Annotated in this window: 9 protein-coding genes; 4 read left to right on the top strand and 5 right to left on the bottom strand. The window is 65.2% G+C overall.

Annotated features, from left to right (window positions below):
* Nucleotides 1-113 precede the first annotated feature (113 nt).
* The gene (locus tag ACFWAD_RS23970; RefSeq protein ID WP_050655717.1) at nt 114-764 is read left to right on the top strand and encodes a glycine zipper family protein; all 651 of its coding nucleotides are present in this window, start codon (nt 114-116) and stop codon (nt 762-764) included.
* Nucleotides 765-843: 79 nt separating this feature from the next.
* Here ACFWAD_RS23970 and ACFWAD_RS23975 read toward each other — a convergent pair whose 3' ends face one another.
* The 5 genes from ACFWAD_RS23975 to ACFWAD_RS23995 all read right to left on the bottom strand — a co-directional run bounded on the left by ACFWAD_RS23975 (nt 844) and on the right by ACFWAD_RS23995 (nt 9,414).
* On the bottom strand, nt 844-2,154 hold the full coding sequence (locus tag ACFWAD_RS23975) for a S1 family peptidase (RefSeq protein WP_378548413.1): 1,311 nt from the start codon (nt 2,152-2,154) through the stop codon (nt 844-846).
* Nucleotides 2,155-2,379: 225 nt separating this feature from the next.
* Complete coding sequence (locus ACFWAD_RS23980; protein WP_347871605.1) at nt 2,380-3,720, bottom strand: S1 family peptidase; 1,341 nt, start codon at nt 3,718-3,720, stop codon at nt 2,380-2,382.
* Between the two features lie 109 nt (nt 3,721-3,829).
* Nucleotides 3,830-5,131 (bottom strand): hypothetical protein, encoded by a 1,302-nt coding sequence (locus tag ACFWAD_RS23985; protein WP_378548416.1) that lies wholly within the window; start codon nt 5,129-5,131, stop codon nt 3,830-3,832.
* A 111-nt stretch (nt 5,132-5,242) separates the two neighbouring features.
* Entirely contained in the window at nt 5,243-7,678 is a 2,436-nt protein-coding gene (locus ACFWAD_RS23990) for a LuxR C-terminal-related transcriptional regulator (protein ID WP_378548419.1), read from the bottom strand.
* A 14-nt stretch (nt 7,679-7,692) separates the two neighbouring features.
* On the bottom strand, nt 7,693-9,414 hold the full coding sequence (locus ACFWAD_RS23995; RefSeq protein ID WP_378548422.1) for an Hsp70 family protein: 1,722 nt from the start codon (nt 9,412-9,414) through the stop codon (nt 7,693-7,695).
* Between the two features lie 346 nt (nt 9,415-9,760).
* Between ACFWAD_RS23995 and ACFWAD_RS24000 the strand changes: the two genes are divergently transcribed.
* From ACFWAD_RS24000 to ACFWAD_RS24010, 3 genes are all read left to right on the top strand, one after another.
* Nucleotides 9,761-12,076 carry an IniB N-terminal domain-containing protein gene (locus tag ACFWAD_RS24000; protein WP_378548425.1) on the top strand — a complete coding sequence of 772 codons (2,316 nt, stop codon included), beginning with the start codon at nt 9,761-9,763 and terminating at the stop codon, nt 12,074-12,076.
* A 123-nt stretch (nt 12,077-12,199) separates the two neighbouring features.
* Entirely contained in the window at nt 12,200-14,068 is a 1,869-nt protein-coding gene (locus ACFWAD_RS24005; protein WP_378548428.1) for a dynamin family protein, read from the top strand.
* Nucleotides 14,065-15,549 (top strand): dynamin family protein, encoded by a 1,485-nt coding sequence (locus ACFWAD_RS24010; RefSeq protein ID WP_378548431.1) that lies wholly within the window; start codon nt 14,065-14,067, stop codon nt 15,547-15,549. Before ACFWAD_RS24005 ends, ACFWAD_RS24010 begins: the two co-directional genes overlap by 4 nt.
* Nucleotides 15,550-15,638 lie beyond the last annotated feature (89 nt).

Genomic DNA, 15,638 nt, shown 5'->3' on the forward strand with positions numbered 1-15,638 from the left:
CCGAGCAGGTGAGGCCAACCGACCGACTGTTATCGTTACGCCCGTCACGCACAGGGGAAACGGGTGGTGTGAGTCATCGACTTGCGCCTGCCCGATCCCGGGGAGGATTGAAAATGTTCATTCGTAAAGCTGCGGCCGTCGCAGCGATGACCATTGCCGCTACGGGCATCGCTGCAGGTACGTCTTACGCAGCTCCGGAGACGTCACCTGACGTTTCGTACACCGCCGAGGTCGTCGACCAGGCTGTCGTCACCACCATCGACGCCGGAGCATTCCGAGTCTCGGGTGACGGAACACACGTCGACCTGCAGAACAGCCAGGGCGCAACTCTCGTGAGCCTGCCGCTCGCGTTCAACCTCGGCGACGTTCAGTTCCCGTTCGACGAGACCGTCAGTGAGGACGGCAAGACCCTCACCCTCAAGCCGAACCTGGATCCGGCCAGCTCCAAGCCGAAGCCGGTCGCTGCCGAGTTCACCCCGGTCGCTTCGCCTGACGAGGATCAGAAGGCCATCGAGAAGTTCCAGTCACAGCTCGGGCTTGCCACGCAGATCGGTAGCCTCACCGGCACGATCGTCGGTGCAGTCATCGGGTGCATCGTGGGTCTGCCCGGCCTGGTTATCGGCTGCCTGCCCGGCATGGTCACCGGCGCCGGTATCGGTGGAGTCGCCGGTACCATCCTCGCCGGCGGTGGAACCGCCATCGTCGCGGGTATGGACCTGATCAAGGTCCTGAACGCTCCGGCTGGAACAACTCTCTTCCAGTAGAACGTCACGAACTCCGAAACGGGCGCCACACCTTCAGAAGGTGTGGCGCCCGTTTTGCTACCTCAGGGAATGTGTGCGATCAGTAGTCGCGAACCTTCAGGCCCGGATTGGCCGCGAGGATGTCGTTGATCGGCGTCGCGTACTGCGTCGGTGCTTCCTGTCCGAACAATGTCTCGGCCTGAGCGATCTCGCACAGGGGCGAGGTGGCGACGTTGGAGGCACTCGTGATGCCCACTGCCAGCGTTCCGGAGACGATGGGGCCACCGCTGTCACCCTGCAGGACGCAGATGTTGGTGGTGAAGCCGTTGTCGAGGGTGTGATCCAAAACCTTGGCGACGCGGTTGACGCCGGTGACGACGCCGCAGCTGAAGCCGGTGGTCGACCCTGCCTTGCAGACCGGGGCGCCCACAACAGGATCGGCGGTACCGGTGATGTTGACCGAGCGGTTGAACGGGACCCGCACGCTGTTGTTCTCGAAGCGGTACTTCGCGTTGTCGTCGATGTTGATGATCGAGTAGTCGCGTCCGTCGAAGCTGCTCTTGGCGAAGTATCCGACGCGGGGTCCGGTCTGGTTGTTCACCATCGGGAAGACCTGGCTGGAGTTCGAGGTGCCGGCGGCGGCGCGGTTGGGATCACAGTGGCCGGCGCTGATGTTGACCGTGCGTCCTGAACCGTCGGTGCCGTTGAAGCCGAACGAACAACGCAGCCCGGTGTTACCGGAGGTTGCGCCGAAGGCGTCTCCGCCCAGTGCGGCGTCGCCGGTGGCGGACCCGGTTGCGGGGATGAGGTCCGCGACGATCGGGGGAACCAGCAGCGGAGCAGCGGTGTGTACAACAGTCCGCTTCAGGAATTCAGGCAATTCGATGCCGGCGGCAGGATCGGCCGTGAGGGCGACTCCGTTGCCGACTACGTCGACGGCAATGCCACGCACGAGGTCAGCGACCTCGGCAGGCTGCGAATCGAGCCACGTGTTGAGCGCCGAGAGCTGACCCTGCAAAGCCTGCTCGCTCTGAGCGACGTCCTTGACCTCGAAGCCGGCCTTCTCGGCGGCCTCGCGGGCGGCGTCCTTGTCTCGACCGTCAGCGAGAGCGACGACGCCCTTGCCGAGGTCGTCGAGCCAGACACCGGCAAAGGTGTCGGGGAACTGGACGCGCGCGATGGCGGCGAACTCGGCGAGCTTCTGCGCGAGCTCGGAACGCGAGACGAACTGGTCGGGCGTCAGCGCCAAGTCATGCTGTAGAGCTTCGGCGAGTTCGACGGGCAGATGGGCTGCCTGATCGGATACCCCGGATTCGTTCGGTTCTGCGTTCGCGACCGCGGTAATCGGTCCGAGGAGCAGCAGCGCGGCCGAACCGAACACTGCGGCACGACGTGCGATGGAGCTTCGCATGAGGGCCTTTCCACTTCGTTGACCGCGTACCACCCCCCTGGGAGCACACGGATACGGCTCACGGACTTGTGGTGAGCCGATCACAGTCGACCATGACTATATGGGTTCGAACGCACTAATCCCACCCGTTACACAAGCGCGCAGCGGGGACTCCGACCGACAACAGCACTGTGCCCGCCGATCGAGAAACGGATCGGCGGGCACAGTGAGTAGCTCAGGGCTGGGTCAACCCGCAGTGCGAACGCGGATTCCGGAACCGACACCGCCGCCGGATGCGCGATCTGCCGCGTCGAGAATGTCGCCGACCGGAATGCCGAGATTCGAGGTTCCGCCCGAGGTCGCCAATACCAGGTTCGCTTCGTTGCAGCTCGGGGCGCCGCTGCTGTTGGAGCCGCTGGTGATGCCCAGCGCCAAGGTTCCGGAAACGATGGCGCCGCCACTGTCGCCGGCGAGGGTGCACGCGGTACCGGCGAATCCGCGGACTGTTCGCGAATCACCGTCTGCCATGACCAGCTGTGTTTCGACGCGATCCGCCGCCACGACGCCACAGGTGAAGGACGACGTCTGGCCCGACTTGCAGATGGGGGCGCCGATCACGGGACGTGCTGTTCCGGTGATCGCGAGGGTGGTTCCGTTGGCGCCGCGGACGGCAGCGCGGTCGAGGCCCGCATCGATGCCCGACTGGTCGAACTTGATGACCGAGTAATCGAGATCGCCGGCGTTGTTGCCGACCGAAGACTGTGAGAAGGCGCCGATCAACTGACTGTCGTCGACGTTCGCGTGATTCGGCAAGTAGACCGGCGACTTCGAACCCTCGGCCGGATTGCAGTGTCCAGCACTGATATTGAGTGCGTTGTTCTGATTGTCGACGGCGTTGAACCCGAACGAGCAGACCGAGATGTTCTCGGTCGGCGTCTCGCGAATGGGGCCCGTCGACGTGATGTAGGTGTCGCCGCCGAGTGCCCGGGGATCAACCGATCCGCCACCGTCCGGGCTGAGAACGATCTTGGTGTTCTCGAGCAGGGTCGGAAGATTGAGTGCCTGCCCGACGGGGCTGTTCGCGACGTCGATGACAACCTGGTTGTTCAGGACGTCGATGGTCGCCGAATTGACTGCGCGTGAGATTTCCTTGGGCAGCCCGGCAATCCATCCGTTGACGTCGGCCAGTGTCTTCTCGAGAGTGTCGGCGGAGACGGGGGCGACGTGCGTGCGGTAACCGTCGTCGGCGGCGATGCGTGCAGCTTCGGTAGTGGTGACGGCTACGACGGGTTGACCGTCGAGTCCCATCCACGAGCCGGCGTAGTCGCCGGGACGCTCGGACTTGAAATCCTGGGCGTACGCACCGAGCTCCTGAGCTTTGGCAGCGCGGTCCAGGTACTCCTGCGGGGAGATCTTCAGATCGCGGGTGATCGCCTCGACAAGCTCAGCCGGAAGCTGGTCGGCTTCGAGCTGTTCGACATGCGTGTCGGAGGCGGGCTCTGCCGATGCCGTCGTGATGAATGGAGCTGCGAGCAGTAGTGCCGAGGCGCCGACCACAGCGGTGCGGATCGCCAACGAGTTACGCATGAAATCCCTTCAAGTCCCCGGCACCGAGCCGGTAGGTACCGCACCCACCATAGGGGAAAAGTTTCGAGGAGGAATGTGCGCCTCCTGTCGAACAGTTGAATCCTTTTGTCTAACCGGGCATTCCGGGTCTCGGGGCCACCAGCATTGCGGGCATGTCGGGATTCGGAACCGCCGGATCGGTTGTGTCGGTCGGGTTGGAGGGCTGTGTCGGCGTCGTCTGTGTATCAGTGGGGTCGGTCACGGTGGGAGTGTCCGGGGTAAGCGGATCGACCGGATCCAGCGGTCTGACGATCGGCGGCAGGTTCTCGATCTGAAGTGGGTCGATCTGCACGGTGATCGGCGATCCCTGCTGCACGGGGGCGTTCGCCGTTGTCGATTTCTCTGCACTGGCGCGCGGACTCTCCGGCGTGGGCTGGGATGCGGATGAGGTCGGATCCGCTTCGGGTGACCACCACTGCGTCGTCGGCTGCGCGCCGAGTGCGGGTACTTCCGGCGGGAGCGAGGTCGCTGATTGCGAAACCGCACCGGACGGACTCGCCGCGGTGGCGGGCGTGGTGCCGGGGGACAAGTGAGATTGTGCGTCGAGAATCCCGGGTGCCGGAACCGTCGGGGTGTGCCCGATGATGACCGCTGCCGCACAGCCAGACACCGTCAGAAAAACTGCGGCGGCTGCTGCGGCGATGATCGGTCGGCGCTCCGACTGCCACTGACGACTGCGCCAACTGCCGACACTCGCTGCTTTCGTGACCGTTGCCTCCACGTCGGATTCCGGCTCCGGTTCGATCAGGACGAACGGCGGAAACTCCTCGGGGGTCTTCTCCGGCTCGGAAAGAGCGGTTGGCTCGGGTTCGGAACAGGCATCGGGTTCGGAACAGGCATCGGGTTCGGAACAGGCATCGGATTCGGAACGGCCAGTGGTGATCGAGAAAGACACGGCCAACGCCGCAGCTCCGCGAGCCGCACTGTCGTCGGCATCCGGATCTGCGAGCCAAGCCGCCGAGGCGTCCTCTTCCGGAATCAGTTCGACGCCGTCGAGATCCATGCTGTCGAGTGCGACGCGCAGTGCGTCGACGGAATCGCTCGACCAACCCGCGGGAATCACTGCCGAGATGTCCAGGTTGTGTTCGGTGAGTGCGCGGACCTCCTTGACCAGGCAATACATAGCCGTCGCTACGAGTTCTTCCCCGCGCGTCATGTGCTCGGAGAAGTTGTCGGTATCGTCAGTTCCGACCCTGTCGAGGAACCCCCGCAACCCGGCGGAACCCGTCGCGGTCTCACCTAGCTGCACGGTGCCGTCAGGGGCGTGGTGCAGCACCGATTCGCGTTTGAGGGTCACCAGCGCCGAGTCAGGTTTCGCGATCGCGGCAATGCTTCGTTTATTGCCGACGGCGAGTCCGACTCCCCAATTCATAGCGATCCCCGTTTCACAGTTACCGAACTTTGCTCGGCATGCATGTCCTGATTCCTGTGAAAACTATCACTTAAACGGATATACGCAACCCTCCGGACAATATTCAGCTAACTATTTGTTCGCCGGTGTCATACTTCGAAGGATGGTGAGCAATTCCGAACGAGACTGCGCCCCGACGCGCCGCTTGATGCGTGCGACATGGTGCTCGACGGTTTTGGCGGATATGTAGAGACGTTCGCCGATTTCCCGATACGTCAGGCCGACGACGACGAGTTCGGCAACTTCTTGTTCGCGCTCGGTCAGTACCGACGGTGGTGTCGCGCTGTCGGCCGAATCGGTTGCGATCGTCTCGGCCGTCGACGTTGTGCGTAGCGAGCGCGCAACGTGGAGCAATGCCGTCGCCGATTTGGTGTCCGGGGTGCGCAGCGCTGCTTCGCCGGCGAGGCGGGCCGCGTCCCAGGGGAGACCGATTCGGCTGAGCGTTCGCGCAGCGGCTTCGACTTCGTCTGCGTCGACGCTTCCCTGCATGAGTAGGAGCCACTGGCGGCCGGCAGTCGCCAAACCGGCTGCGTAAGTGTGGGTTTTGGCTGATTCCGCGAGTGCATGCGCGTGTGGAAGGAGGTCGGCCGGCGACTGCGCGAGGATCGATGCCTGGACGCCGTACCAATGAAGCGGCGAAGACCACAGCGGCGGCTCGCCGAGTGCGCGGAGGAGTGAGCGCGCGTCGTCGACAAGATGCTCGACCTGCTCGGCCTCGTCGAGTCGTACTGCTGCAAGCCACAGTTCGCCGATGGGAAGCAAATTGAAGAGATCCACGCTGCAGGACGAGAGGGCGCCTGCCGCGCCGGACCAAGCCCGACGCAACTGAGCGAGATCGCCGGAGCGCCGAGCGAGACCCACGATCAGAGCATGCAGAAACAGTGCGTCACGTTCGCGGAGGGGGCCGCGGACCACATCGTCCGGTAGGTCGTCGACAGCAGTGTCGTTCCCACGGATCATCGCGATCCAGGCGCCGAGAATGTGAAGCCGCGCCCACGTGTGGCTGCTTGCGTCGTCGCCGGCGATCGCGGCGGTGACAACAGCGGCGGCGCGTTCATGGCCACCGTTGTGCAGGAGCGCCAGAGCGACCAGTGCCGGGGCGGAATCTGGCTGGAATTGCGAGGTGTCGGCGCCGCCGGGGAGGGAGAGCGCGCGTGACATCGTGTTGAGCGCACTCGGTGCACCCCCCGTTACCGATTGCATCAGTCCGTTGGCGAGTGTGGCAGCGCCGACCGTGGTGCTCGACGGTGATCCGGTGTGTCCGGTGAGCGACGTGTTCGCGTCGTCGACCTTGCCGATGCCGAGGAAGGTGATTGCGGCGAAGGGGGATTCGGTTCCGGTGCGCTCTGGCCCGAGCCAGGCGTAGAGATCAGCAGCAGCGCCGAGTTGACCACAGCTAGCGGATGAAGCTGCGCGGACCCGCACTGCCGTCGCCAGTTTCGCGTTGTCGAGATCGGGTTCGGCGATGACGGAATCTGCCAGGCGGCACGCGGTGTCGAGGTCACCACTTCGAGCCGAGACCTGGGCGTACAGCAGCGTGTCGGCCAGGTCGAGAGGCTCGATCGAATGCACACGACGAAAGAGATCTGCCGCGATCGCCGGCATGCTGCCGTCGACTGCGTCTCGTAGCACGGCCGTGAGATCTCGGTGGCGGATGCCGGAGTCGAAAAGCCTTCGTGCTGTGTCGATGTCGAGAGTTCGCGCGTGCGCGCGTGATTCGACGATTCTGATCAGCTCGCTGCGGATACGCCCTGTACTGGTCGACTCTGCCAAAACGCTTGCGACGAGAGGAGATCGTGAACCGAACAGTCCGGACGCCAGAGCGCGGTCGAATGCGGCTGTGAGGCTGAACTTCTCCTGTCCCAGATCGAGTTCGAAAGCGTCGACGTCCGGGACGGCCAGTGAAACCTCGAGGATCTCCCGCTCGATCGGATGCAGAGCAGTGACCTGATGGAGAAAGTGTGTGCGTACAGCCGGCGCCATTTCCGGGCGGCCCGCCGCGGCGGCGGCGAAGTACGCTTCGATTGCCCCGAAGGAACCACCGCCAAGGTGCTCGAGTGTCAGCACAGCACGGTCGTCAAGTGGGATTCTTCGCTCTGCGGCGATCTTCCGAATATCGGATCGGTTCAACGGGTTCAGGTGAAGGACGGTACCGAAACTCGAGATGCTCGCGTAGATCGGTGCGAGTGGAGGATCGATCCGATCGGAGGCGATGACAACTCCGAGGTCGTCGCGTTGAACAAGCTCGTTCAGGGCGCGGATTTCATCGGAGGTCAGAGCCTGCGCGTCCGCGATCACCACAATCGCATCGGCCGGGGCGTCATGTGCGAGCGTGGTGACCACGGGCTTGTCACCCGATTCGATTCTTTTCCGCACTGCCCTCGACACCTGGGGCCGAGCGCTGGCGTCGGTCCCGGTGACGAACAGGCGCAGTGGCGATGCAGTCAGATCGATGCCGCGCAAAAGTCCTGCGATGTACGACGATTCGGTGCCGCTGTCACGGTTCATCGAAAGCCTGCCGGTCAGCGGATCGGCGCGGTGACGCCGCCGACGACACCACCGACCACGTTTCCGACACCACCGACGACGTTACCGAGACCTCCGACCACTCCGCCGACACCGTCCCCGACGCCGTTTACCAAACCGCCGACTCCGTTGCCGATGCCGGTCGCAGCATCACCAATACCGGTTCCGACGCCCGCCCCAGGTGCGGGCGCGGGCGCTGGTGCTGGGGCGGGAGCCGGTGCGGGAGCCGGGGCGCCGGGTGCGGCAGGTGCAGGCGCCGACTGGGCGGTCTCGCCCGGTGCGGGCGCAGATCCAGCTGGTGCGCCGGCAACCGGAACTGCCCCTGGCGCCGTCGTCGAACCGCCTGCGGCAGCAGGAGAACCGGGCTGATTGTTCTGAGTTCCGTTGTTCGCAGTCGTGGATCCGGTACCTGCCGCTTCGGCTGCCGTCGTGCTGCCGGGAGTAGAGCCTGCGGTGGTCGATGCGGTCGAGGAGGTGGACTCGCTCGTGGTGTTCGCTGAACTGGACGGGACGTTGATCTTGTCCATGGCTGTTCCGATTCCGAGCCCGCCTGCGGCGAGCACTATGAATGCTCCAACCACCGCAGCAACTACGCCCACCCTCGACGAGCGTCGAGTCGCCGTGTTCTCTTCCTCGGTCGGCTCGGCAAGCAGCGGAGTGGAGAAGGCAGGAACCGGTGCGGGCTTGCGGGTGGGCTCGGCGGGGACAACAGGGACAGCGAGTGCCGTGGTGGCTGTCATTTCTGTCGCCAGCGTCGCAGCGCCGGACGCCGCGCACGACGCCGGATCGGCGTCGGCGATCACGGGAACACGAAGCTCCGCAGACAATAGTTCGGCGACAAGGGGAATGGACGAACTTCCGCCGGCCAGAACAACCTGATTGACATCGCTGGATTCGACGCCGGCAGATCGCAGGCTTTCGCGAACCAAGGCCACCGATTCAGTGAGGGCGGGGCGGATCAGATCCTCGAGCTCGGAACGAACGAGTCGAACGTCGCTGATTGCACCGGGAAGTGCGACGCGGGCAACGGTTTCCGTCTCGGTGGAAAGCTCCTCCTTGGCTGCGCGAGCATGCTCACGCAGCGTTTCCAGCGCTTCAATCGTCTGGGGAGCAAAGGGATCGAGGGCTGCGAAGTGATCCGACACCGCATCGAGCAGGTGCACGGTGACGAGGTGATCGAATTCGTCACCGCCGATGTCCTCGCTGCGCAGCGGCTTGCCGAAGATCTCGCTCCGTCCGCCGGTCGTGGACATCATCGTGACGTCGAGCGAGCGGGCGCCGAGGTCGTAGACGACGGTCAGACCGTCGTTGACAACAGTTCCGGAGGCGGCGAGCCACGCCATGACGGCCGCGGGTTCGGCGACGAGAGTTGCGCCGTGAACCCCGGCGCCGTCCAGCGCGGACTCCATGGTGCGTGCTGTGTGGCGGTTCCACCCCACAGGGTGAGCCAGGACGACCGTCGGCCCTTCGCCGCTGCCCGCCTGGCCGACGAGCGCGTCTACCGCTGTTGCCGCGAGATCCTCGCCGCGGTACTCGGTGCCGTCGGCGGCAAGTATCGGAATCGGATCGCCGACGCGCTCGACAAATCCGGTGATGACGGATCCGTCGTCCAATTGCAGTGCACTGGGTAAGCGGACCTGTTGCGTTTCACCGGTTGAGCCGTCGCTGACAGCTACGAGAGTGGCCGAACCGATGCTGATGCCGAGCCCTGCCGCCATGAACGAACTCCCCTGGTCGTGGGCGACAGAAGGACTGTCGCGGTTGTCTGCGATGTCGGTTTCAGGACCAAGATCGTTACCGGATTGGAGGCGCTCCGACGAAGTAGGGGGCCGATCCCCTAATCGGGGCAAATCCCCTAATAAGGCCAGTCGTGGCCCGTAGGGGACTTCCCCGTCCGCCCCGGCAGAAGAGGGGGGTGCTCCCCGTTGGCCCCGGTCGCAAAAGTTCTTAGCGTTGATTCCACTCGCTACCTCTGGCAGCGCACCAGTTTCCGGAGCACCGGCAACAACCCACCGGCAACATCACGGTCAACATCACGGTCAACGAACTTCAGGAGAACCCGCCATGGCAACGAACGCCGTACTCGAATTCATCCTCGGGCTACTTCGCGACGACGAGGCAGCTGCCAACTACTGCGCCAACCCGACCGCGGCTCTCAACGCTGCAGGTCTGTGCGACGTCAGCCCCGCCGACATCGTCGCTGTTGCTCCGCTGGTCGCCGAGTCCGGACTCTTTGCCGGTGGCGGCGCCGACCTGTCCGCGATCGTCAACGCCGGCGCGTCCGCTGCCGGTGCGATTGGCGGCGGGCTCGGAATCGGTGGTGGACTCACCGGTGGCCTCGGTGGCGGTCTGGGGGGCAGCCTGGGTCTCGGCGCCGGTGCGGGCCTGGGAGTCGGAGGCGCCCTCGGCGGCCAGTTCGATCTGGTCGGCGACTTCGCAGCAGCCCTCAGTGCTGCGCTTGCCATCGGCGGCGAGATCAGTGCCGACCTCGGCGCAGCCTTCGGCGCCGTCATCGAAGCCGGCCTCGGCCTCGGTGGCGCACTCGACCTCGGCGGCGCACTCGATCTCGGTGCACAGCTCAGCGCGGCTCTGGGTGGTGCGCTCGGAGTGACCGGCGGCCTGACCGCGGAACTGGGAGCAGCGCTCGACGCCGCAATCGGCGCAGTCGGCGGACTCGACCTGACGGCAGGGCTCAGCGGAGCCCTCGCACCCGTCTTCGCCATCGGCGGCGACCTCGGAGCGGACCTCGGACTGGCTCTCGGTGGACTCCTCGGCGGCGCAGCAGACCTCAGTGGTCTCCTCGACATCGGCGGCGAACTGGGTGCAAGCCTGACCGGCGCACTGGAATCCGCCCTTGCCCTCGGCGGCGGCCTGGACCTGGCCGGCGCTCTGACGGGTGACCTCAGCACGGCGTTGTCCGGCGCGCTCTCCGGTGTCCTGGGAGCCGGCGGCACGATCGGCGCTGATCTGGGTGCATCGCTCGGCGGCGTTCTCGGCGCGATCACCGACGTCAGTGTTCTCACGGATATCGCGGGAGGGCTCGATCTCGGTGCTGCCCTCAGCGGCGCCCTCGGCGGAGCACTCGGCGTCAGCGGCGGCTTGGAAACTGCACTCGGAGGCGCACTCGACGCAGCACTGGGCCTCGGCGGCGGACTCGACCTCGACGCAGTGCTCGGCGGCGGCGCAGACCTCGGCGCTCAGCTCAGCGCGGCACTTTCCGGCGCTCTCGGTGCCGGCGGAACGGTCGGAGCCGACCTGGGCGGCGCACTCGGCGGACTGCTCGGGGGAGCACTCGACCTCGAAGGCGGACTCGGCGCCGACCTCGCGGCGGCTCTGGGCGGAGGCGTGAATCTGTCGACGGCCCTCGAAGGCGTCCTCGGTTCGGCGCTCGGCGTCGATGCCGGGCTCGCGGGCGGCCTCGGCGGCGCACTCGACGCAGCACTGGGCGCAGGCGGACTTACCGGAATCGACGTCGGTGGTGCACTCGGCCTGGGCGGCGAAGCAGGCTTGGCTGCCGGTGTGGCGGCGGCTCTCGACTCCGCTCTCACAGGTGCAGGCGGCCTGGGTGCTGTCGGTTCCGTGGGCACGGACCTCACCGGTGCACTCGACGGTGCACTGGGCGCAGGCCTCGGGGCTGGATTGGGCGGCTCTCTCGACAGCATTCTCGGTGCCGAAGGTGCCCTCGGTGGAGCGCTGGACACCGCACTGAACATCGGCGGAATCGGCACCGGTGCGATCGGCGCCGACCTGCCTTCCGTCGACCTCGGCGCAGTGAACCTCGGCCCGATCTCCGCTGAACTGCCTTCAGTCGACCTCGGAAGCATCGCGGCGGACGGCCTGAACCTCGGCGCTGTGACCGGCGATCTCGGAGCAACGGTGGGCGGCGCTCTGGACGCAACAGCAGGTCTCGACGCAACCGCAGGTCTCGATGCAGCCACGAACGCGGCGGCCGGCTTGGGTGGGTCGCTCGGCGGTGCAGTGGGCGGGTCGCTCGGCGGAGCACTGAACGGTGTCACTGACCTCGGTGGATCGCTCGGCGGGGCTGTCGGAGCAGTCACCGACGCGACCGGTTCGATCGGTGCAGACGCAACCGCGGCTGCCGGTGGCACCGTCGACGGCGGCGGTACCGTTGGCGGCGGTGGAGTCGCTGACCTGGGTGGATCCCTCGGTGGAGCGGTCAGCGGAGTGTCCGACCTGACGAGTTCGTTGACCGGTGCGCTGAACCCGTGGTCGTCGATCGATGCGACCGACGCTTTCGGTTCGGGTTCCGCTTCGGGACTGAGCGCCGATACCGGACACTCGCTCTTCGCCGAGGATTCTGTTGCAGCACCGGTCGATCACATCGACCCGGTTGCGGTTGTCGATCACCTGCATCCCTGATCTGCTGACGCAGGAACTGAAATCGGTCAAAATGACCTGATGTAACAAATCCGGCCCTGCGCGCGCTATGCGTTCGCAGGGCCGGATATTCGAGTCGGGAAGAATTGCGGGTCAACGTAGCTCATGAGTGATTCAGCGAGTCAGGTAAGCAACCGGAAGGCGCGCGTCGCGTCGTCGACGGCGTCATTGCTCGAACGGACAGCCGCAGTGGCGAAGGATTTCGGGCGCACGGATCTGGTGCGTCGACTCGAGAACGCTCAGGTCAGAGTCAACGACCCGCGTATTCGCATCGTGGTGGTCGGCCCCCTCAAGCAGGGCAAGAGCCAGTTCGTCAATTCGCTGCTCGGCATCGACGTCTGCTCGGTCGGTGACGACGAGACCACTGCCGTGGCGACAGTCGTGCAGTACGCGGAGACCGCGGTAGCCGAACTTATTCTCGCCGATCCGGGCGCGGCGCCCATCCGGGTACCACTTCCGCTCGAAGAACTCATGGGGATCACCCCGGCCACACCTCGCGCCGAAGGGCGCGAGGTGTTGCGCGTCGAGGTCGGTGTGCCCAGTCCGCTGTTGGCCGACGGTTTGGTACTGATCGACACCCCTGGCGTCGGCGGTCATGGAAATCCGCATGCTGCAGGAACATTGGGTTTGATCACCGCGGCCGATGCCGTGTTGGTTCTGTCGGACTCCAGCCAGGAGTTCACCGAACCGGAGCTTGGATTCATCCGCCAGGTCGTCAATCTGTGTCCTGCGGTGGCCGGGCTGATAAGCAAGACCGATCTGTACCCGCACTGGCGGCAGATCCTCGACGCCGACCGCGGACACCTCCAGCGCGCCGGGTTGGACCTGCCACTCATCCCGATCTCCTCGGTACTGCGCTCGCACGCGTTGAGGCTGGGGGACAAAGAACTCGAAGCGGAATCCGGCTTCCTGGACCTCTATCAGTTCCTGCGGGACAACGTCGTTGCGCGTGCCGAGTCGAACACCCGACGCGCGGTAGCGATGGACGTGCGTTCTGCGGCAGCGCATCTGACGTTGGAGATGGGTAGTGAGCTTGCGGCGCTGAAGGACCCGTCGACTGCTCAGGCAGCGGTCGCGGGGCTGCAGCGCGCCCGGGCAGCGGCCGAGGAACTGCACAAGAAGACCTCACTCTGGCAACAGAGCCTCGGCGACGGCATCGCAGACCTCGCCGCCGACATCGATCACGACCTCCGCGACCGGTTGCGCCGGGTCACCCGCCAGGCCGAGGAGACGGTCGACGAAGGCGATCCCGGTAAGGACTGGGACGTCGTGGGGGAGTGGCTCGAGCAGGAGATCGCCACCGCGATCGGTGACAACTTCGTGTGGGCTCACGACCGTGCACAGTGGTTGGCAGAAGTTGTGGCACAGCACTTTGCGGAGACCGGTGATGTCGCACTACCGCATCTCGACGTTGCCGACACCGACGGTTTCCTGGAACCGGTCGGCGCATTGTCGGATCTCGAATCCGGCCGAATCGGCATCACTCAAAAGGTTCTGGTCGGTATGCGCGGCTCGTACGGCGGCGTGCTCATGTTCGGCTTGATCACCACGATGATGGGCATGGCTCTGGTCAACCCGATCTCCATCGGCGCCGGGGTTCTGCTGGGCACCAAGGCTTATCGTGAAGACAAGCAGGCTCAGGTACTCAAGCGTCGGGCCGAGGCGAAAGCGGCCATCCGACGGTTTGCCGACGACGTCAGCTTCCAGGTGGGCAAGGAATCGAAGGATCGACTCCGCCTGGTGCAGCGGCTGTTGCGTGATCACTTCACCGACATCGCCGAGCAGGCGTTGCGCTCGATCAACGAATCCCTTCGCGCCACGCAGGAAGCCGCGCAGCTGGAGTCGAGCGAACATGCCGCTCGTATCAAGCGTCTGGAGACCGATATGCGCGTCGTCGCGGAGCTCGACGCCGTTGCCGGAACGCTGATCGGTGAAACTCCCGCTCCTGCTTCGGCAAAGGTGACCAACGCATGAATGCAACGACCGCCGTGACTGCTGTGGAGTCGGCACACGCACTGATCGACCACGCCAGACGGGTCTACTCCGATCAACCACAGACGCGCGCCCAGTTGGAAGAATGCGCGGCCAGGCTCGACGAGCCGCTGAGGGTGGCGCTCGCCGGCTCCCTCAAGGCGGGTAAATCGACGCTGCTCAATTCGCTTGTCGGACAGGATATAGCGCCGACCGACGCGACCGAGTGCACGCGCGTCGTCACCTGGTATCGGAACGGGACAACGCCGCAGGTGACCGCGACGGCCGAGAACGGCGCCGAGTTCAACGTGCCGGTGACACGCCGCGACGGCAGGCTCACCTTCGATCTGGGTGATTACACCGCAGACTCGGTGGACCGCATCGACGTCGACTGGCCGTCTTCGGCTTTGGCGCGTACGACGATCATCGACACACCGGGTACCTCGTCGCTCTCGACCGAGGTTTCGGCCCGCACGTGGGACATGCTTGTTCCCGACGGCGGGGCGCCGGGCGCGGATGCAGTGGTCTATCTCCTGCGGGCCCTGAACGCCAGTGACATGCAGTTTCTCGGGAAGATCGCGGATCACGTGGGCGGAGAATCCGGGCCGCTCGGAGTGATCGGTGTTCTCTCGCGTGCCGACGAGGTCGGCGCAGGCAGGCTCGACGCGTTGTCTTCGGCGAAGGACGTCGCGGCACGATTTGCCGAGGAGTTGGAGCGAACCGGCCTGTGCCAGTCGGTGGTTCCGGTGGCAGGTCTGCTCGCGCTCGCTGCTCGGACGATGAGACAGAGTGAGTTCGCGGCCTTCTCGGCGCTCGCGCAGGTTCCGGCCGAGGATCTGAGCCTGGCGCTCCTCTCCGCGGATCGCTTTGCCAGGCAGGACAGTCCGCTGCCGGTCGATGCGGCCATGCGGGCGCAATTGGCCGATCGGTTCGGGCTCTTCGGAATTCGCCTCGCCGTGACGTCGATCAAGTTGGGGGCCACTGATTCGCCGTCCCTGGCGGCCGAATTGTTGGAGCGCAGCGGCCTGGACGAACTGCGTCAGGTGATCGACGTTCAATTCGGTCAACGGGCAGATCAGCTCAAATCGCATACAGCGCTGGTGACGCTGGGAAGAATCCTCGAAGCCGATCCGAGCGAGGAAGGCGATCAGATCGCGGCGGAGGCGCAACGGTTGCTCGCCGATGTTCACGGTTTCCACGAACTTCGCCTGCTCGGGCGTCTTCGTTCGGTACACACAGATCTGCCCCCCGACGACCTGGCACAACTGCAAAGACTGATCGGTGGCTACGGAATCCGGGCCAGTGACCGGCTGGGCTGCGAACCGGAAGAATCGCCGGAGGTGCAGCGTGCGCGGGCTACTGCGGCGGTCCGGCGATGGCGCGAACTGTCCAGACATCCGCTCTTCGACAGATTCACCTCGCGCGCCTGCCTGGTTGCTGCCCGCAGCGCCGAGGGCGTCCTGGCTGAAATTGTGCCCGAATAGGGACCCGTTCACTATGCGAGCGCCGGAAGAGGGTTCTATCTTGAGTTCGGGATGATCCGGACATAACTCCCAGGTTCGGGTCCCACCTC

Source organism: Rhodococcus sp. NPDC059969 (assembly GCF_042738325.1).
Classification (GTDB): Bacteria; Actinomycetota; Actinomycetes; order Mycobacteriales; family Mycobacteriaceae; genus Rhodococcus_F.